The organism is Mesorhizobium sp. WSM4845 (assembly GCF_055811455.1).
In genome coordinates this window covers 57,356-76,969 of sequence record NZ_JBVVQA010000013.1, presented here as the reverse complement: position 1 = coordinate 76,969, position 19,614 = coordinate 57,356, and the positions used below count along the sequence as shown (strand labels likewise).

The window sequence follows — 19,614 nt, the reverse complement described above, 5'->3', positions numbered from 1 at the left end:
ACACCGTTGCCAAACTTGGTTTTGGCCCGCTTCCAGAACGAGAATGAGCGCCCAAAGGACCCCCGCGATGCGGAGCACATCGTTGCGATCTTGGAAGCAGATGAATACAACGCGCACGCGATGCTTCGACCCCTCGCGGCTTCAGGGACCCTCAGCTGAGGCCCAGGATGAAGCGCCGATTGGGTGAACGGATAGGGCGCGCGTTCCGGGGATATAGCGAGGTAAATCGCTCGATGTCTGCTGGGTCGACCTCAACCGGTTCCGTCGCCACCATCCAGTCGACGTTTTCGGTGCATGGTGGTGTCGTCAAAGATCCTTCATATGTCCAGTAGCCAAGCGAAGCCGGCAGAAGCCCGTTCGGGTCGACGTCGTCGACCGCTGCCTCTTCGCCTGACGTTGCCGGAAATGCTGCAGCAAGCCTGGCAAAACTGGCATTTGTCGCGCCTGGCGTCAGAAACACGCCCAGCACACCCAGAGTATCGCTGTTGCGGTCCTTATGGACAAAATGCGCTTCAATCGGGAAACTCTTGCCTGCAACGTGGTGCTCGCTTGGCGCATGGAAATGGAACTGTAGCAGCTCATAGACACGATCCCCCAGAGTGAGCGTGCTGCCTTGCGGCAGGTTGATCTGAATGGTGTGGCCGTTGTTCACCATCCTGCCGCCGCCCTTGTGCCAGCCTATGGCGATATGCGGAATATCCGCTTTGACCGCGCCCCGGATATCGACCGGCGATTGCTGCATGCCCGCCGAGCAGACCAAATTTGTCTTGTCCAAATGCCCCCATTGTTCGGGTCCGACCAGGCCGGCATATCCCCATTCGGTGCTGGCCGCCCGCGCGGCTTCAGCGCAAATAGGACACGCGCCGAGTGCAACAAATCCTTTGATCAGATTACGACGGTGCATATTGCTTTGGCTCCTACTGAACACTTCAATTTAGCGCTGGCATGAGAAACTGCAGTCGCAGCTGTGATGTGGGCGACATCGTCGCAATTTGCGGCCGAACAGTTCGGTACGCCACCATCGCGGCTTCAGGTCGACCGACATAGGACATTCCCGCGCGCGGCCGTGCTCGCCGACCACATGCGGTTTGTAGCAGCTATTATCAGGTAGATAGTCCCAGCTATTGGCCGAATCCGTGCTCATTGTCTCCACGACCGCCGATTGCCGTTCGATTGCTGATCACATGGTCGACCTCACCGAACGCCTCGGCACCCGGGCCACACTGGACAAACTTCCATGCAACTACTCCGATGGCGCCCACCACGCCAAGTGACGCTTCATATTCATCATCGGACAGCCAGAGAAATCGATTGCTTCGATAAAGAACATCCACGACATGGATGCAATCACGCGCAATTTGCGGTGCTGCTGAGGACGCCGGCTCGATCCGCCATATCCCGGCGACAAATCACGCGCCGGAGAACTAGGCAAGGTAGCACCACCGTGGACTAAAGATCGAGCTTATGCTGTCACGCGTTCGATCAGGACCAAAGGCTTGCGCGCCTCTGGGCGGTCCGCTGCGACTCAGACACGGAGTAGTTCTTCAAGATGACCCAAACAGAACAAGAATCTTACTGAACCGAACTAATTTTGCAATGACGGTCGCCGAAGATGATTCTGAACCACTGAGGAAACTTGACGAGTGCTTGGACGAAGCGTCCAGGCATTTCTCAGCCGTTCTTGCCGTGCCTCCGAAGCTCTCGATCTCGAGCGCTCATCGCAATGAGGGTAGCACAACAGGGATGCAGATGGGGCCGAGAGACATGTCTTGGACGAGTTATTCAGTGGCATTGCTAAGCGCTCTATGGAAGCCTCGCTGATCAGGCTATGAAGTCCGGCAACCAATGTCCGGGCATGATCGTCCGGGACCACATCTTGAACATCGTAAAGCCAGACACCGAGGCCTCCAGTCGGGCCTCCGACATTCAGATTCGCTTCGTTAGAACGAGCTTTGGAATCGCAGCACGCCGCCGAGGCTGTTCCTTTTGCCGACGTGAGCCGGGTTCGTTCCGGAACGGTCGACGGCAGCGAACTTGGCGTAATGGGCATAATCGACTTCGGCTGTGACTGTGAAACCTGGAATGACCATATAGGCGACGTTTGCAGCCAGTCCGGAGTTCCTGAGCTGATCACCCGAGACCTGAAGGTTGAACGAAGTTTTCTCGTTTAACGTGTAAGTGGCGCCCGTCCAGAAAGCCCAGTTGCCGCTCCAAATTTTGTAGAAGCCGCGACCGTGAGCGGCGAGCGCGTTGGTTGGGTCATCGTTGAGATTGCCAATGGAGCCATAGCCGAACATTCCGAATAGCGACAGGTCATCTGTGACATTGACATCGACTCGGAGCTTGCCGGCCAAAGCTTCGTAGTCGCTGTCACGAGCCATTACGCCGGTGATCGCGCCCCAGCCCTGCGTCTGTTTCACGCCGAAGACGACGTGCGGAACATAGCTGTCGATAGTACCGACTACACCCGACCCTTGTTCAAGTGAAACCAGAGCCGAAAAGCCATTATCGGCATCGAAGTAATACTGAGCCACGTTGGTATCGAAGTCGCCGTACGGAACGAGTACGTTATTGAGTACGTTTCCGGCGTAGCCTGTAAACGTGTCGAAGGCCGACTCGTCCTTGCCAACTCGGAGGCCACCAAGCTGGATCCAGGCGGAAGTCAACTTGACGCCGCTGTTGAAGCTATAGTTGTGAGGGCTTTCCGGACCCGGATAAGCGTTGTGGTTGCCGAAGTTCACGCGAGTCTCAGTATAGGTCTTCAGTGCGCCTAGTTCGGTCTCCTGGCGCGTCCAAGTTTTGAACGTGAAACGCGTGTTGTTTCGCCAGGTGCCCTGAGCCTCGCCAGTTCTCACATCGGAGGTTCTTATCCCGTCATACGATCGGACATCGCTGAGGCCGACGTCGTAACGGATGTAGCCGCCGATGCGCACACAGGTCTCGGTGTCGGGGATATGGAAGTAGCCCGAACCGTAGACGTCGCAGATCTTGACGTATTCGGTCGGACCCGGCGCGGAGACTTCGTCCGTCGCGCGAGCGACGGAAACGGAGATCAGGGCCGCAACTGAGCCGAGAAGAAGCCTGCTTACGTTCATTCTGGATCTCCAGTTCAAAGAATAAAAGGCGGACGCGTCAAAGGGCGAACCGGCGGCCTATCCCAGGACCAAAAACATGTGCATCTCGCTCCTCTTTCGTACCTGAGGAATGCGCGATACTAAGTTGACTAGAGTAGTCATGGTGTGAGTAAGCCAAGTTATACTTGTACATTTCTTTATCGCAGTTCGACTTATGGAAGAAAACAACTGTGGTTGGCTATCAACTGCCCGAAGGAGGTGAGATTCGACTTCCGTCCGGATCCAAGAAAAGGCAAAATCGCCTGTTGCCCTGCCGCGCTTCCCACAAGCGTTCCTCATTCTTTCAGTACATCGGGGATTCAGCATTTCTGAACCAATATTCATCTCCGTTATTTGTGAGTTGGCCGTCGGCGTTCGATGCGGAGCAGCAAGCGACGTGCCATCCTGAAGAGGTAGCTCCGCGCTGACACTTAAATTGGCCGGCGCAACTTCGTCGCGCTCTTTTCTTTTTGCTTTTTGGGGGTCAGGCTGAGCACCGAGCAGACGTTTTGGGACACGGTTCGTATGTTCGATATATGACACTTTCGTTCGATACCGACAGCACCTGTTTGCTGTGAAGCTCGGGTCGAGACAGCATGCGGCGGCGCCGCTCGGTACACGTCAGGCGGGAGCCTCGCTGCAGCGCACAACTGGATCGTGCTAAGGATGGCCCGTTTCGTTTTGCAGCGGCGCAATCGTTCACACCCCCGTGCGACTCACCTAGCGCCCATTGCGGATCGGATGGATGCATGCTCACGAGAGTAGTGTGGTTGGTTGCAGGGCCACCGCCTTGTTCGGTCAAACAGGCCAACTCTCGACAGATCACGGCTTAGGTCTTATATAAGCGCCCTAGAGAGAGTTAAGGTCGTTTCTATGAGACAAACATGCGCTCAACAGTGACAGATACATTGCCTCCCAGAGTCAAGAGGGCGCTTGGCAAGCTCGGCGCCGACATTGCGGTCGCCCGTAAGAAGCGCAGCCTGACCGTGATGATGATGGCGGAACGACTGGGTGTCGCAAAGAGCACCTATCTGAAGATCGAAAAAGGAGACCCGACCGTCGCTATGGGGGCCTACGCCATGACCTTTTTCGTTTTGGGCTTTGATGAGGCTTTGGCGCAGATCATCGACGCGCATCGCGATGAGCAAGGCCTGCTCCTCGACGCTGAACGTTTGCCCAAGAGGGTAAGGGTGCGGAAGCCACCGGGTGCAATATGAGACGTTCTATTGCTGTTCACATTGGCGAAGAAGCGATGCTACGGGGTACGTTGCGCTATGATCAGCAGGGTGCGCGCGAGAGCGCTGCCTTTGAATATGATGCAGGTTGGCTGAGAGCAGCGGAAGGCTTCTCGATCGAACCCGGTCTGCCACTCGTTACTGGCCCTCAATTCCATCGAAAGACCGGCGATGGATCCGTGTTCCACAACGCCATCGCGGACACGGAGCCGGACGGATGGGGCCGGCGTGTAATCCAGCGCGACCACGCCAAGCGTCGCCAAGAGGCGCGCCGGGCGGGAAATGTCGCCGAAACGCGGCCTCTGAACGCGATGGATTACCTCTTGGCAGTGGACGACATGAGCCGCATTGGTGCGCTCCGGTTGAAGGACGAAGAAGGGCGTTACCAAAGAACGACCTAGGAGGGTCGACGCACCACGCCGCCGCTCATTGAAATCGGTCAACTCCTCGCAGCCACGCACGCCGTCGAGACGAACACCGAGACGGCAACGGATCTCGCCTATTTGCGTGGACGTGGCACGTCCCTTGGGGGCCTTCGTCCGAAATGCTCTGTCGTCGACGATGACGGACGCCTCGCTATCGGTAAGTTTCCGAGCGTTGCCGATGATCGATCTGTCACAAAAGGCGAAGTGCTCGCTATGAATTTGGCCAGAAAAGCCGGCGTGGATGCTGCTGAGACACGTCTGCTCGACAAAGACGGCGCCCCTGTCGCGCTCATACGGCGTTTCGATAGGACTCCGAACGGCAATCGACTCATGTATATCTCGGCCGCCACGATGATCGGCGCAGAGTCAGGGGACGTTGGCGAGCATAGCTATACTGAACTTGTGGATGTGCTTCGTCAGCACGGCAGCCAGCCAGCGGCCAACATCGAAGAGCTTTGGCGGCGCATCGCGTTCTCGATCCTTATCACCAATGTCGAGGACCACCTCCACAATCACGGCTTTCTCCATGTGCATCACGGGCAATGGCGCCTGGCGCCTGCATTCGACATCAACCCGTTCCCTGAGCGCGTGCGAGAGCTGAAAACCTGGATATCCGAGGAAATTGGGCCCGAAGCGACTGTCGACGCACTGATGTCGGTAATCGCTTATTTCCGGATCAGGAGTGATCGAGCGAAGACGATACTCGCAGAAGTCGAAAAGGCGGTCGCGTCATGGCGGGAGGAGGGGCGGGCGCTTGGGATGACCCCCCAAGAACTCGATAGCTTCACCGACGCGTTCGAACATCGGGAACGGCAAGCCGCCCAACGGCGCAGAAATGATCCCTGAAAGCTTGCCGTTCGCGGTTAAGATGGCGTCCTGCAAGGGCGTCAAGGCGACTGGTTCTCCGTTTCGCCTACCCTCACTCCATGTCCGGCGCCGAAAGGTCGAGCGCCAGCGCCGTCTTCGAACAGGCCTGGTTCCGGCTGGCCCAGCGCCAGCCGCTAACGAGTCAGATACTCTTCTGCCAGTCTCTGAGCCGCACAGCGCTGCTGAAGCGCACGTCGAACGTGATGCTGATCGGCTTGTGCGCAGGGCGACCACCAGCGCTCGAAACCCATACCCTCCTTCTTGCCGTCGCGCGCCGCATCGAAGATGGCCCAGAACGGACTCGCGGCGGCATGGGTATTCGCGAGAGAGCGCCGGACGCATAGGCTCCGCGTACTGGCGATGCGGCCTGCGCGCTGCTTGAAATCGACCGGCGCGGCAGAATGCGATCGCTTTCGTGATCACGTCACCTGGGAGGACGAGAAAAGATTGTTGAGGCACGGGTACGAGCTGCCTCAGTCGTTCGTTCGATCGACAGCACTGTGTGCGGAGGACGCTCTCCATCATGCAGTGCCAGGAGACGCTGGCCGATTTCCTTATCCGCTGCCGTGAGCCGATGATTCAGGCGCAGAAAATCCATCCAGGTTGGCGTGCGGAATGTCTCTGTCCAAATCGAAGGCTTTCGAAGATTTCGCTGCAGCGTCCAGTTTCGCGCACCGGCACGGCTCTGAACATGGCGCCTTGCGCGCATGTAGCCCAGAAAGGTCTCGATATTCTCTTCGGATATAAGATACTCGACCTTGACGACTATGGGGCCACTCCTGGGCTTCAACTCGAGTGCCAGCTCCGGCGCGTGAAAATCCGAACTTTCCTGATCCGTTTCTTCCCATGGACGGACCGGCAACAGTATCCCCGCAGCTGCAACCAGCAACAGAGCGCCTGCGGCGCCCTCCAGAGCCCAGGCTAAGGAGTAGTCCTGTGCGACAGTACCCCAGATCCAGCTGCCGGCCGCCATACCCCCTGCGCTCAGGGCGTAGTATATCGACAGTGTGCGGCCGACGACCCACCTTGGGCTTGCCAGCTGCACCGACACGTCGATGCCCGTCCAGGTGATAAGCCAACCCGCGCCACCAAGTGCCAGCGAAACGGCCGCCACGGCGACCGATGATGTGAGTGCAAGGGAAAGGCAACATGCTGCACAAGCAACAGAGGCGAACGATACCAGCCTGTTTTGAGACGTGATCCGCCTTAGAAAGCTATTGCTCATGCCCGCGACGAAAGCACCCATGCCGAAGCCGGCCAGCAAGATGCCGTAGACCATTGGGCCGCTTTTCAGCTGATCCCGGACGACTAGTGGGAGTAGCGCAAGGATGGAGATGCTTGCCAGCCCGAAAAAGGTCGCACGGGCAATCGCTGCCCTGATCTCCAAGGACAATACCGTGAAGCGCACTCCGTCATGAATTGCCATCGTCATTCGCTCACGAGGGAGAGGTGAAGTGCGAACATTCCATCTAGTGCGCCATAATGCGCCTAGAGGCGCCAGATCACTCAGCGCGGCCAAGGCGAAAGCGGTCAGCGGTCCAAAGAAGGCCAGGATCACGCCCCCCAAAGCCGGTCCTATGCTGCGGACCGTGTTGTACCCGACAGACATCAGCGTCACCGCGGCCGGAATGTCACGTTTGTCGAGGATATCGCCGACCGAGGCATGCCATGCCGGATCCGTAAGCGCAAAGCCGCAGCCGGCCAGGAAACCTAATCCGAGAATTAGCCAGGGACCGGCAAATCCCAGACCCACAGAAATCATCAGCGTCGTTGATGCCAATGCTATCAGGCAGTGTCCCGCAAACATCACCCATCGGCGGCTGAAGTTGTCGGCAATGGCTCCGGCCAGGATTGAAAGGAGGAATACCGGCAAGGTGGATGCAGCCTGCACGAGTGCAACCATCAGATCCGAAGCGGAAATCGTGGCCATCAGCCAACTGATGGCCACCGTTTGCACCAGCCAGCCCAGGCTGGATATTTGTGTGGCCGTCCATATCGAGCGAAACACCCGGTTTCGGAAGGGAGCGAGCGTTGTTGAGGCAGGCAGATGGGTATTTTTTTCGGACTGCATGATGATGCCTTCGAGGGCCGCTTGTTCAATTCTCGGCTGCACTGCTGCCGCTACAATGTTGATCTCTGGATCGGAAGGGCCGACCAATCGACCGGGATGACTTCGTCGAACGACGAGGCTGTGCATGAGCTCTGTCGGCTGCGCTCTCCCAGGCTGGCGCCGACAACCCCTTGCGGCAAGACAGCATTGCCGATCGTGCTGATCGACAGAATCGCCTGCAACTTTGATCGCTCTCGCGTCACCGCGCCAGCGCCCATGAAGCTTGCCGGCGACCACTTTTTCGCGGACCCGTTTGCTCTTGTCATCCGTGACCACTCCTGTGCATGGCCGCCGTGCGGCTAAATTCCTATGATCAGGGCGCCTCCGCTGAGACCGGCGCCGGCTGCCGCAAGAAGAATCTTTTCGCCGGGCCGAAACGGCTGTGCCCGATGCGAAAGCGAGAGCGAGAGCGGGATGGTCGCGGCGGAAGAGTTGCCGTACTCGGCGATCGTCTTGACGATTGCCTGATCCGCTATTCCGAGGTTCCTCCCGACCACATCGAAAATCCGAGCATTGGCCTGGTGTGGCACGAACCGGTCGATGTCTTGCGATCCCATTCGGGCAGCAGAGAGGGCATCCTGCGAGCAGCGAGACATCATCTCCACGGCCTTGGCGAACACTTCGCGGCCGTCGGCGATCGTCATCCAGGTCTGCTCGAGGTCCAGGCCGCCGTGGAATGGTGCATTGCTTCCTCCGGCGGGAATCTGGATCAGTCCATAGCGCGAGCCATCCGAGGCCAGCGCGGCGCCGAGGATCCCTCGATCCGGCTCTTCGCACGGGGCAACCACCACGGCGCCGGCGGCATCGGCAAACAGCACCGCGCTTGCGCGCTCGGCTGGATTGATGCGGCGGCTGAGGATGTTGGCGGCAATGACCAGGCTCGCTTTGCCATGCAGGCGGGTGAATCCGTCCGCGAACAGCAGGGCATAGATGAAGCCGGCGCAGGCGCCTGTCAGGTCAACCGCACCGGCGCGGTCGAGTCCCAGCCGGTGTGCCACCAGCGGCGCGCTCGGCGGCAGAAGATGGTCGGGCGTAGACGTCGCGAGCAACAGCAGGCCGATATCGCCACGGTCGACACCGGCATTCGCCAGCGCCATGTCGCCGGCACGCGCGGCAAGGCCCGATAACGTGTCTTCGCCCGTTGCCCAGAAGCGCGAACGGATTCCGGTGCGTCGCTCGATCCAGCCGGGTTCGAGCCCGAGACGATCTTCGATTTCCGGGTTCTCAACCTTGCGCGCCGGCGCATGATGACCGAACCCGAGTATGCGCGACGACCGGTTCATGACCGCGAACCGAAGCGTTCGCCGGCCTCCTCGATGGCGTCATAGAGCCGGTCGAGCTCCTCGCCGGTGATGCAATAGGGCGGAAGGAGATAGAGCACATTGCCGAGCGGGCGCACCAGCATGCCACGCTCGAGGAAAAAAGCGCGCAGTTTCGGCCCGATCTCCGCCAGATAGCCGGCCGAGCCGGTGCGCAGATCGAGAGCGAGGATCGTGCCGTTCGCTCGGCTGTCGGCGAAGAAGGGATTGTCGCGGAAGCGTTGCAGGCCAGTGGCCTGTTTCGCGCTCAAGGCCGCAATCCGCTCGGCGACCGGCTCGTTCCGCCAGACCTCGACATTGGCAAATGCGGCCGCGCAGGCGATCGGATTGGCGGTGTAGGAACTTGAGTGGAAAAAAGTCTTCTTCCGGTCTTCGGAACAATGGGCCTGGAAGATGGCATCGGTGGCGAGCGTGGCGGCCAGCGGGATGGCACCACCGGTCAAGCCTTTCGAGGTGCACAGGATATCTGGAGAGATGTTCGCCTGCTCGCAGGCGAACATGGTGCCGGTGCGCCCCCAGCCCGTCATCACCTCGTCGGCGATCAGCAGCGTGCCGGAGGCCTCAGTGATCTTCCTCAATTCGGTCAGAACCCAGGCCGGATACATCAGCATGCCGCCGGCGCCGAGCACGAGCGGCTCGACGATCAGCGCGGCGGCGCGCCGGTCGCGGCTTACGGCCTCGAACCAATCCAGCGTTTCCTGCTCACGCCCTGCTGCCGGGAAGGGGATGGTGTCGACCTCGAACAGCAAGGGCTCGTAGGCGGCGTTGAACACGCCACGGGCGCCGACGCTCATCGTGCCGATGGTGTCGCCGTGGTAGCTGTGCTCCATGACGACGATGCGCGAGCGCGGCACACCGATGTTGCGGAAATAGCCGAGCGCCATCTTCAGCGCGACTTCGACGGACGTGGATCCACTGTCGGAATAGAAGACCCAGTCGAGGCCTGCCGGCACTATTTCGATCAGCGCCGAGGCCAATTGCTCTGCCGGCTGATGGGTGAGACCGGCGAAGATCACCTGGTCGAGCATCTCAGTCGCATTCCGGATTGCTTCCATGATCCGTGGATGGCGGTGCCCGTGGGTGACCACCCACCAGGAGGAGATTGCATCGAGGATATGCCTTCCGTCATTCGTCTCTAGCCAAACCCCTTCCGTGCGGACAACGGACGGCATGGCCGGCTCGATCGCGTGCTGGGTGAATGGATGCCAGACCGGCGACCGCGACATCATTCGCCTCCGGCTATCTTGGCGAGGTCGAAGCCGGCAAACATCGCCTTCCTCAGAGTTTCGCGCGTCAACGGAACGAGGTGTGGCAGCCTGCCGAGCTGACGCACCGCGCCGAATTCGGTGATTGTCCTTTGCGTATCGGCTACCTCTTCGCCGATGAAGGCGATGCCGATCAGCGGGATGGAGCGAGCCCGCAGGGCTTCGATCGACAGCAGAGTGTGGTTGATCGTGCCGAGCTCGGTGCGGGCGCACAGAATGACCGGCAGCCGCCATTCAGCGAAGATGTCAATAAATCTTGTCTGTCGGTTGATCGGCACCATCAGTCCGCCAGCGCCTTCGATGACGAGCGGTGTCGGCAGGACCGGAAATGCAAGATCGGCAGCCTCAATCGAGACGCCGTCGATTTCGGCTGAACGATGCGGCGACAGCGGGCTCTTCAAGCGGTGAGCTTCCGGCAGCACGCGCCCTGACGGCAGGCCGGCGAGCCGTTCAACCGCCTCACTGTCGGTCTCCTCATCGAGACCAGATTGCACCGGCTTCCAGTAAAAGCCGTCGAGCAGCCCGGCCAGCCCAGCCGAAAACACGGTCTTGCCTATTCCGGTGTCTGTTCCGGTGACGACGATACGCGTGGTCATGCCGTGGCCAACACCTCGACGAGCGTCTCGACCATGGCCGAAATGTCAGGCTTGCCGACATTCAGCGTCAGCGAAATGCGCAGCCGCGACGTGCCCTCCGGCACGGTCGGCGGGCGAATGCCGCGTATGTCGAAGCCGCGGGCCTGCAATGCCGCCGCCATCAACATGGTGCGGCTGACGTCGCCAATGACAAGTGGCTGGATCTGCGAGCCGCTGCGCGCCACGCCACAGCGCTCGGCCAGTTGGCGGCCCGCGAAGGCAACGTACTCGTGCAGCTGAACGCGGCGCATCGGCTCGTCGACCAGGATTGCGAGCGCTTCGCGCGCCGCCACCGCCATTAGCGGCGATGGCGCGGTGGCGTAGATAAAGGGCCGGCAGCGGTTGACAATATAGTCGCACAGCACTCCCGGCCCAGTGACGAGTGCGCCGGATGCGCCGAGCGCCTTGCCGCATGTGTGGAGCGCGACAATGTTGTCGCGGCCCTCGAAAGCGGCGGCCAGCCCCCGGCCGTCCGGTCCCCAGACGCCGGTGGCATGCGCCTCGTCGACCACTATGAATGCCTCGTACCGATCGGCAAGCGCGACCAGGCTCTCCATCGGCGCGCAGTCGCCATCCATGCTGTACAGGCCTTCGACTGCGATCCAGATATGCCCCATGCCACCTTCGGCGCGCCAGCGCCTGATCGCGTCCTCAAAAGCATCTATGTCGTTGTGCGTGGCCGGCCTGAACTCGGCGCGTCCAGCCCGCGCCCCTTCATGCATGCTGGCATGCGCGAGTTCGTCGAGGATCAGCAGGTCACCCTTTCGCGGCAGGGCGCTCAGCAGGGCGAAGTTGGCGATGTAGCCGCTGCCGAAGAACAGCGCCCGCTCGGCCCCGAAGAACGCCGCCGCATCTGCCTCCAATGCCTCATGCTCCGGCGCGTTGCCGCGCAGGAGCCGCGATCCGGTAGCGCCGACCGGGGTGCCCCCCTCGATTGCCGCCGCGACTGCATCGCCAAGTCTCTTCGAGGCAGCAAGCCCGAGATAATCGTTGGACGAGAAGTCGAGCCCGGCGCGCGGCGCCAGTGTCCGCAGCCGGCCCTTGCGTGCCAGACCCTGCAAGGTTGCTTCATAGCGGGCAAGCGGCGGCTCGTTCATCTTGCCTCGCGTGGCATCGGCTCAATGCCGAGACGCCTGAATAGACGATTATCCTTGTCCTCGCCGGGATTGTCCGCCGTCAGCAGCATGTCGCCGACAAAGATCGAATTGGCGCCGGCAAAGAAGCACAGCGCCTGCGTTTCGTCGCTCATCGCCGTCCTGCCGGCGGAGAGCCTTACATAGGACTTCGGCATCATGATGCGGGCGAGCGCAATGGTGCGGACGAAATCGATCGGATCGATGGGCTCGGCCTCGGCAAGCGGCGTGCCTTCGATGGGGATGAGCATGTTGATCGGCACGCTTTCCGGCGGCTCGGGCAGGTTCGCCAGTGTGACCAGCATGTCGATGCGATCGGCCTTTTCCTCTCCCATCCCGACAATGCCGCCGCAGCAGACCTTCATGCCAACCTCGCGCACGTGCCCAAGTGTTTCCAGCCGGTCGGCAAAGGTCCTGGTTGAAACAACCTCGCCGTAATAGCGCTCGGACGTGTCGATGTTGTGGTTGTAGTAGTCGAGACCGGCCGCCTTCAGGCGCTGCGCCTGACTGAGGTCCAGCATTCCGAGCGTCATGCACGTCTCCATGCCGAGCGCCTTCACGCCCTCGATCATGGCGACCACGGAGCCCATGTCGCGTTCCTTCGGACTGCGCCATGCGGCGCCCATGCAATAGCGGGTGGCGCCGGCGTCCCGCGCCTTGATCGCTTCGGCAATGACACGCTCCACCTCCATCAGCTTGGACGCCCTCAGGCCGGTTTCGTAATGCGTAGACTGGCTGCAATAGCCGCAATCCTCCGGGCATCCGCCGGTCTTGATGCTGAGCAGCCGCGACAGCTGCACCCGGTTGCGATCGAAGTTCTGGCGGTGGATTGTCTGAGCCAGGAAGAGCAGGTCATTGAACGGCATCCCGTGGATAGCCTCGGCCTCTTTGCGGTTCCATCGGGATAGTGCCCCCTCGATCGATTGCATGGCTTGCTTCACGTCGCACTCCGAGTTCGTTCCAATCGTCATCATCAAAAGCTTTGTCGCTGGTCCGACAGCGCGTGCAGGAGTCTGTCGACCCTCCTCGGGTTCGCTATGATCGTCGATCAGCCCGATGAGCCTGAACCAGTTGGAGGGTGCGCCGCACAAAGATGCAGGGTCGCATGGAGCAGTTCCTGCGTCGGCGCGCTCCAGCGGAGGTGGGAATGCCTTTCATTCCATCTCCATCAGTTCAAGCGCGCGCTGATGCGCCGGCATATCCAGGCCGATGTCGAGGATGGGCGCGCTGTGTGTCAGCCATCCGACTGAGATGAGGTCGACCCCCGTCGCAGCAATCAACGGAGCCGTTTTCGGCGTCACCCGACCGGAAGCCTCGGTGATGGCGCGGCCACCGACGATTGCCACGGCGCGCGCAAGGTCCTCAACCGACATATTGTCGAGCAGCACTGCGTCGACTCCCAGCGTGAGCGCTACATCGAGCTGCTCCAGCGTGTCGACCTCGACCTCGATCTTCACCATGTGGCCTGCGGCGGCGCGCGCCCGCTCTATTGCCGTGCGAATGTCGCCGGCGATCGCGATGTGGTTGTCCTTGATCAGCACGGCGTCGTCGAGCCCGAAGCGGTGATTGGCGCCGCCGCCGACGCGTACCGCATATTTCTCCAGCGCGCGCAGGCCGGGCGTGGTCTTTCGCGTGCACACGATCTTCGCCTTGTGGCCACGCACGGCCTCGACCATCGCCGCTGTGGCAGTGGCGATGCCGCTCAGGCGGCACAGAAAATTGAGCGCCGTGCGCTCGGCCGTGAGCAGGCCTCGCGCCGGTCCGCACAGCTTGGCGATAGTCTCGCCCGCCGCGACATCGCTGCCGTCAGCTCGCCAGATGTGCATGTCGATCGCAGGCTCGACCAGCATGAAGGCGAAGGCGGCCAGATCGAGACCGGCAACGATGCCCATCTGTCGCGACTTGAGCACCAAGGTGGCCGTGCGATCACGCGGGATCACGGCGTCGCTGGTCAGATCACCGCATCTGCCCAGGTCTTCGAGAAGAGCACCGCGCACGATCGGCTCGATCAGGGTTGAGGGAAGGGGTGAGAACGAATTCATGTCAGGGTGCTCCGTATCGGCGCCCGCCAGCTGAGTGCGACGGCGGTCTGTATTGCGCTGGGCAGTGTCAGCCGTGACTGGCGCGCATCTGCATCGCGCCCGGGGAAATCGGAACGACAGTGCGATCCGCGGCTCTCTTCGCGCCGCAGAGCCGCAATGGCGATCATCAGCGCGACCAAGGCGGGGCCGGAGGCCGCGCTGTCGTGAGCTGCGATCGGCAACAGGGTCGCCACCCCTTCACGTAGTGTCTCGCCATCGCGGATGATGCCGAGCGCGGCCGAGACGATTGGGCGGATGCCGGAGGCGTCTGGCCGTTGAGGCACGAATGCGGAACACACGCGTGGTCGCCGGGTGTGTGTTACGTCGGCGACGCTTTCAGCAACCCAGCTCGCTGTGACCGCCGCTTCGATAAGCGAGTTGCTGGCGAGTCGGTTCGCGCCGTGCAGACCGGTGCATGCGACCTCGCCACATGCCCACAATCCCTCGATGGAGCTGCGGCCGGCAGCGTCTACAGCGACACCCCCCATGTGATAATGTGCCGCCGGGCGCACCGGGATCGGGTCGGTCGCGGGATCGATGCCGGCCTGGCGGCACAAATCGGCGATCGCCGGAAAGCGCTTGTCAAATCTGAGGCCGAGACATTGCCTTGCGTCCAGGAACACACGGCGTCCGACAGCGAGCTGGTGCCAAACCGCGCGCGCAACCACGTCGCGAGGCGCAAGCTCGCCCCCGGGGGTTTCAGCGAGGAAACGCTCTCCTTGCTCGTCGACGAGCACAGCACCCTCGCCGCGCACCGCTTCGCTCACCAGCGGCATCGGCCGCCGCGGACCGTCGAGGGCGGTCGGGTGGAATTGCACGAATTCCAGGTCGGCGAACTCCGCCCCGGCACAGGCGGCGAGCGCGAGCCCCTGTCCACATGAGCCAGGCGGGTTTGTCGTATCGCTAAACAAGCCGCCGATGCCGCCGGTCGCCAGGACCGCGCGGCGCGTTGGCAAGGCGATTGCGCCGGTGCACCCGGCCGCGACCACGGCGATAATCGCCCCGTCTTCCACGACAAGCCGGCGGGCCTCCACGTTTTCCAGGATAGTGATGGAGGCTGTGCGCCGTGCCGCGGCGATCAGCGCGCGGACCAGCTCGCGACCGGTGGCATCGCCCGCCGCATGCACGATCCGCCGCTGCGAGTGCGCCGCCTCAAGCCCGAGCCGCAACGCGCCGTCAGCGCGTCGATCGAATGCGACACCGAACCGCTCTAGAGTCCTGATCGCTTCAGGTGCAGCTCGGACCGTTCGCCGCACAGTCGTCACGTCGCAGAGACCGTCGCCGGCCGCGACGGTGTCACAAAGATGAAGTTCGGGACTGTCCTCGCCGCCGACACTTGCCGCAAGACCGCCTTGGGCGAGCTCGCTGCAGGCTCCGGTACCCAGCCCCGCATTGGACAGAAGCACAACCGGTTCCGGCGCCAGATGAAGCGCCGTCATCAGGCCTGCCACACCGGCGCCGATGATGACCGGCGCCCCGCCGATGTCATGAACGTCGAGGCTCATATGGAAAGCATACGCTCGACCGAGCGGCGCGCGCGCCCTGCAATCCCGGGATCGATCCGAACCTCATGCCGGTTCTCCTCGAGTGCGACGCGAATGTTAGCCAGCGTGATGCGCTTCATGTGCGGACAGAGATTGCAGGGGCGGACGAACTCGACGTCGGGATGCGCGATTGCGATATTGTCGCTCATCGAACATTCCGTCATCAACACTACGCGGGGTGGTTTTTCCCGCTCGACATAATCCGACATGGCCGCGGTGGAACCCGAAAAATCCGCCTCTGTGACAACGTCCGGGGGGCATTCGGGATGGGCCAGCACGATGACACCCGGATGTGCGGCGCGCAGTTCGCGAATATCGGCCGGGGTGAAGCGCTCATGCACCTCGCACCGACCCTTCCAGGCGATGATCCCAACCTTCGTCTCGGCGGCGACGTTCTTGGCGAGATATTCGTCGGGCAGCATGATCACACGCGGCGCGCCGAGCGATTCCACCACCGCCTTTGCGTTGCCCGAGGTGCAGCAGATGTCGGACTCGGCTTTCACAGCGGCGGAGGTGTTGACATAGGTGACAATGGGCACGCCGGGATAACTCTGTCGCATCAGCCGCACGTCTTGTGCCGTGATCGAATCGGCCAGCGAGCAACCTGCGCCGAGGTCGGGGATAAGCACGGTCTTTTTCGGATTAAGCAGCTTGGCCGTCTCGGCCATGAAATGCACGCCGGCAACGACGATGACTTGCGCCTCGACTGTCACAGCCTTGCGGGCCAGCGCCAGGCTGTCGCCGACAATGTCTGCGACGCAATGGTAGATCTCGGGCGTCTGATAGTTGTGCGCCAGGATGATGGCATTGCGCTCGCGCTTGAGCGCAAGGATGGCTTCGATATCGTCCACGAAAGACGGCCATTCAATCGGCGGGATCACGCGCCGGACGCGCTCGTAGAGGAACGCGGCCGTAGGCAGCACGGCGCTCATTGATGCCCCCGCTTATACTCTAGTTGAAGATAACCGGCATATACTTGCCGTGAGTATAAGGGATGTCAACCCCGCGCCAGCGGCAATTTTGTCCCGGCGACGGCCCTTTCGTCGAGAACGGCGTGGCGGAAGCGGTAGAGCTTCGCCGGCCGACCACCGGTCTCCGCAGTGGTCTCGCCGGTCTCCTCGACCAGTTCCTGTTGCTCGATCAGGCGGCGAAAGTTCGGCTTGTGGATGAGCCTGCCGGCGAGCGCCTCCACGGTTCGCTGCAGCTGCAGTAGCGTAAAGGTCGGTCGCATAAGCTCAAAGACGACGGGCCGGTATTTGATCTTGGAGCGCAGCCGCGCAATGCCCGTTGCCACGATACGGCGATGATCAGCGACCATGGATTTGCTCGGCACCAGGGGAAGCGGCGTCTCCCGTCCTCTTCCGGCCTCTTGGACCAGGCCTGCTTCATAAAGTAACTCATATCGCTGAAGCACGAGCTCCTCATTCCAATAACGGTCGTCGAAGCCAAAGGCGATCGCCGCCCGCTGCCGGCGTTCGCGTCGCGTGCCCGCGTCGCTCGCTCCGTCTGCCCAACCGATCAAGCGTGGTCGCACAACATCCAGCACCACCGGCGGGGTGCCGGAGCGGTGGTCTTCCCATGGAAAATAGTCGTACCAGCTTTGCCAGCCGCACTTGCATGAGCCCGTTGCCTGTTCTTTGCTGGTCAAAGCGAGATAGCTGATGGAGATGACGCGCTGCTGGCGTTCGGCGCCGATTCGGTCCCGATCGGCGAAGGTGTAAAGCTGCTCGATGTACCCCAAGGGCTGGCCGGTCTGCTGCTCGACCCACCCCCTCAAACCGGATTGCGGCGACCGGTGCTCAAGCGCAAAAGGTCCGGACGGCAGGGTGTCAGCCTGGCCGATGGTTAGGAGACAGGGGTCACTTTCATTTACGGCCACGACGACGGCGATCAGGTCCACTTTGACTTGGTCCGCCTTGCCGGCTTTGTCTTTCCTGGTTCCTGTTGCCTGATCGTCCATGTTCGTGAAAGTGGTTGACCCGAGCCCGGGAGCCTTAATCGATTTAATGTAAGCGAGGCTGTCCGCACGTCAACACCGCACAGCTGCATCCCCATTTTTAGCTCTTCGCACTTGCACAAAAATGTGCCAAACGCGACACCCGCGGCGGGTAACGCAAGGGAAGGAGGGATGGGTTGAGCGCAGCTGGTGATCAAAAGGGAATTGCACCGCTGGGTGTTCGGATGCGGAAAGGCCAGACTCCACTCGTCTGCCTGACGGCATATACCACGCCGATCGCCAGTTTGGCCGATCGACACTGCGACATCGTTCTCGTCGGCGACAGCGTCGGCATGGTCCTGCACGGCCTCTCGTCGACGCTGAGCGTCACCCTCGACATGATGATCATGCACGGCCAGGCGGTGCGCCGCGGTCTGGTGCGAGCATTGATGGTCGTAGACCTGCCATTCGGTTCCTATGAACAAAGCCCCGAGCAGGCCTTCCGCAACGCTGCGCGCCTGATGGCGGAGACCGGTTGTGCAGCGGTGAAGCTCGAGGGGGGCCAGACCATGGCCGAGACGATCCGCTTCCTCGCCGCGCGCGGCGTGCCTGTCATGGCCCATGTCGGCTTGACGCCGCAGGCGGTCAATACTCTCGGCGGCTACCGCGTCCAGGGGCGGGGAGACGATGCCGAGCGCATCAGGCGCGACGCCAGTGCGGTCACGGAAGCCGGCGCTTTCTCGGTGGTGCTGGAGAAAGTGCCCGAGCCGCTCGCACGGCGCATCACTGCGGAGATCGCCGTCCCCACAATCGGCATCGGCGCCTCGCCCGCCTGCGACGGCCAGATTTTGGTCAGCGATGATATGCTTGGGCTTTTCGGCTCTTTCCGGCCGAAATTCGTCAAACGCTACGCCGAACTAGGCAACCAGGCCGATGCGGCGATTGCGGCTTATGCCGCCGACGTGAGGGAACGGCGCTTTCCGGCGGCCGAACATCTCTACGCCAACGAGACGAAGGCCGGAGACGTCACATGAGCGTGCCGATCGTTCGAACCGTTGCCGAACTCCGCGCTGTTGCCGCGGGATGGCGTCGCTCAGGCGCCCGTGTCGCCGTTGTGCCGACCATGGGAGCCTTGCATGAAGGCCATCTGAGCCTCGTGCGGGCCGCGCTTCAGAAGGCCGAGCGGGTAGTCGTGACGCTGTTCGTCAATCCCAAGCAGTTCAACAGTGCCGCCGACCTTGCCGCCTATCCTCGGACGGAAAACGAAGATGCTGCCAAGCTCGTGCCGACAGGCGCACATCTGCTCTATGTACCGGATGCAGACGAGATGTATCCAGCGGGCTTCGCCACGGCCGTTTCGGTGTCCACTCTCAGTGAGGGCCTGTGCGGCGCCTTCCGGCCCGGCCATTTCGATGGCGTGGCGACGGTCGTGGCCAAGCTCTTCCTGCAGACCGGCGCTGACTTCGCCTTCTTTGGCGAAAAGGATTTCCAGCAGCTTCAGCTTGTCAGGCGCTTGGTCCGGGACCTTGACATCCCGATCACGGTGGTCGCATGTCCGACAGTCCGCGAAACCGATGGTCTTGCACTATCGTCGCGCAATAGCCGGCTCTCGCCAGCAGAACGCGCCATTGCCCCAAAGCTGGCTTCGGTCTTGCTCGACACGGCTGAGCGGCTTGCGCGTGGCTCTCCTGTCCTGCCCATGCTTGATGAAGCGCGTGCAACAATTCTGGCGACAGGCTATCGCGAGGTCGAGTACCTGGAACTTCGCGGCGAAACAGACCTGCAGCCGCTAGCAAGGCTTGACCGACCAGCACGCTTGCTTGTCGCGGCTTGGCTCGGCGACACGCGGCTCATCGATAACGTCTCAACATCCCCGGTTGGTAAGTGGCCAGGTGCGCGGCGTTCGCTTCACCGGGAAGCAGCAAAGTAATGCCGGCGATGATGGCGACCA

The 19,614-nt window shown here is 61.6% G+C and carries 17 protein-coding genes; 5 read left to right on the top strand and 12 right to left on the bottom strand.

From position 1 onward, the window contains the following. Nucleotides 1–151 precede the first annotated feature (151 nt). Together AC0L2C_RS16665 and AC0L2C_RS16660 are read right to left on the bottom strand one after the other, a co-directional pair. Nucleotides 152–904, bottom strand: coding sequence for a carbonic anhydrase (locus AC0L2C_RS16665; RefSeq protein ID WP_473523886.1), 753 nt, complete (start codon nt 902–904; stop codon nt 152–154). Nucleotides 905–1,940: 1,036 nt separating this feature from the next. Continuing rightward, the gene (locus AC0L2C_RS16660; protein WP_473523885.1) at nt 1,941–3,095 is read right to left on the bottom strand and encodes a porin; all 1,155 of its coding nucleotides are present in this window, start codon (nt 3,093–3,095) and stop codon (nt 1,941–1,943) included. Nucleotides 3,096–3,997: 902 nt separating this feature from the next. Between AC0L2C_RS16660 and AC0L2C_RS16655 the strand changes: the two genes are divergently transcribed. The 3 genes from AC0L2C_RS16655 (at nt 3,998) to AC0L2C_RS16645 (ending at nt 5,619) form a co-directional block, all read left to right on the top strand. After that, the gene (locus AC0L2C_RS16655; RefSeq protein WP_473491940.1) at nt 3,998–4,330 is read left to right on the top strand and encodes a hypothetical protein; all 333 of its coding nucleotides are present in this window, start codon (nt 3,998–4,000) and stop codon (nt 4,328–4,330) included. Then, complete coding sequence (locus AC0L2C_RS16650; protein WP_473523884.1) at nt 4,327–4,749, top strand: HipA N-terminal domain-containing protein; 423 nt, start codon at nt 4,327–4,329, stop codon at nt 4,747–4,749. The genes AC0L2C_RS16655 and AC0L2C_RS16650 overlap by 4 nt, the downstream gene beginning before the upstream one ends. Nucleotides 4,750–4,851: 102 nt before the next feature. Further along, a complete protein-coding gene (locus tag AC0L2C_RS16645; RefSeq protein WP_473523883.1) occupies nt 4,852–5,619 on the top strand; it encodes a type II toxin-antitoxin system HipA family toxin in 768 nt (255 codons plus the stop codon). 445 nt (nt 5,620–6,064) lie between these two features. On the opposite strand, the gene AC0L2C_RS16640 is transcribed toward AC0L2C_RS16645, so the two are convergent. From AC0L2C_RS16640 to AC0L2C_RS16595, 10 genes are all read right to left on the bottom strand, one after another. After that, nucleotides 6,065–7,711 (bottom strand): MFS transporter, encoded by a 1,647-nt coding sequence (locus AC0L2C_RS16640; protein ID WP_473523935.1) that lies wholly within the window; start codon nt 7,709–7,711, stop codon nt 6,065–6,067. A gap of 338 nt (nt 7,712–8,049) precedes the next feature. Further along, nucleotides 8,050–9,033: a beta-ketoacyl-ACP synthase III gene (locus AC0L2C_RS16635; RefSeq protein ID WP_473523882.1), complete on the bottom strand. Its 984-nt coding sequence runs from the start codon at nt 9,031–9,033 to the stop codon at nt 8,050–8,052. Further along, nucleotides 9,030–10,295 (bottom strand): adenosylmethionine--8-amino-7-oxononanoate transaminase, encoded by a 1,266-nt coding sequence (locus AC0L2C_RS16630; protein ID WP_473523881.1) that lies wholly within the window; start codon nt 10,293–10,295, stop codon nt 9,030–9,032. Before AC0L2C_RS16630 ends, AC0L2C_RS16635 begins: the two co-directional genes overlap by 4 nt. After that, on the bottom strand, nt 10,295–10,930 hold the full coding sequence (gene bioD / locus AC0L2C_RS16625) for a dethiobiotin synthase (protein ID WP_008874741.1): 636 nt from the start codon (nt 10,928–10,930) through the stop codon (nt 10,295–10,297). The genes AC0L2C_RS16630 and bioD overlap by 1 nt, the downstream gene beginning before the upstream one ends. Further along, the gene (locus AC0L2C_RS16620) at nt 10,927–12,066 is read right to left on the bottom strand and encodes an 8-amino-7-oxononanoate synthase (RefSeq protein ID WP_473491934.1); all 1,140 of its coding nucleotides are present in this window, start codon (nt 12,064–12,066) and stop codon (nt 10,927–10,929) included. Before AC0L2C_RS16620 ends, bioD begins: the two co-directional genes overlap by 4 nt. Beyond that, nucleotides 12,063–13,031 carry a biotin synthase BioB gene (bioB, locus tag AC0L2C_RS16615; protein ID WP_473492065.1) on the bottom strand — a complete coding sequence of 323 codons (969 nt, stop codon included), beginning with the start codon at nt 13,029–13,031 and terminating at the stop codon, nt 12,063–12,065. The genes AC0L2C_RS16620 and bioB overlap by 4 nt, the downstream gene beginning before the upstream one ends. A gap of 225 nt (nt 13,032–13,256) precedes the next feature. Then, entirely contained in the window at nt 13,257–14,144 is an 888-nt protein-coding gene (gene nadC / locus AC0L2C_RS16610) for a carboxylating nicotinate-nucleotide diphosphorylase (RefSeq protein ID WP_473491933.1), read from the bottom strand. Further along, a complete protein-coding gene (locus tag AC0L2C_RS16605; RefSeq protein WP_473523880.1) occupies nt 14,141–15,688 on the bottom strand; it encodes an L-aspartate oxidase in 1,548 nt (515 codons plus the stop codon). Before AC0L2C_RS16605 ends, nadC begins: the two co-directional genes overlap by 4 nt. Beyond that, nucleotides 15,685–16,659, bottom strand: coding sequence for a quinolinate synthase NadA (nadA, locus tag AC0L2C_RS16600; protein ID WP_473491930.1), 975 nt, complete (start codon nt 16,657–16,659; stop codon nt 15,685–15,687). The genes AC0L2C_RS16605 and nadA overlap by 4 nt, the downstream gene beginning before the upstream one ends. Before the next feature lie 65 nt (nt 16,660–16,724). After that, on the bottom strand, nt 16,725–17,687 hold the full coding sequence (locus AC0L2C_RS16595; protein ID WP_473523879.1) for an NUDIX hydrolase: 963 nt from the start codon (nt 17,685–17,687) through the stop codon (nt 16,725–16,727). Nucleotides 17,688–17,908: 221 nt separating this feature from the next. Between AC0L2C_RS16595 and panB the strand changes: the two genes are divergently transcribed. Together panB and panC are read left to right on the top strand one after the other, a co-directional pair. Further along, nucleotides 17,909–18,697 carry a 3-methyl-2-oxobutanoate hydroxymethyltransferase gene (gene panB / locus AC0L2C_RS16590; RefSeq protein ID WP_473523878.1) on the top strand — a complete coding sequence of 263 codons (789 nt, stop codon included), beginning with the start codon at nt 17,909–17,911 and terminating at the stop codon, nt 18,695–18,697. After that, nucleotides 18,694–19,593: a pantoate--beta-alanine ligase gene (gene panC / locus AC0L2C_RS16585; RefSeq protein WP_473523877.1), complete on the top strand. Its 900-nt coding sequence runs from the start codon at nt 18,694–18,696 to the stop codon at nt 19,591–19,593. Before panB ends, panC begins: the two co-directional genes overlap by 4 nt. Nucleotides 19,594–19,614 lie beyond the last annotated feature (21 nt).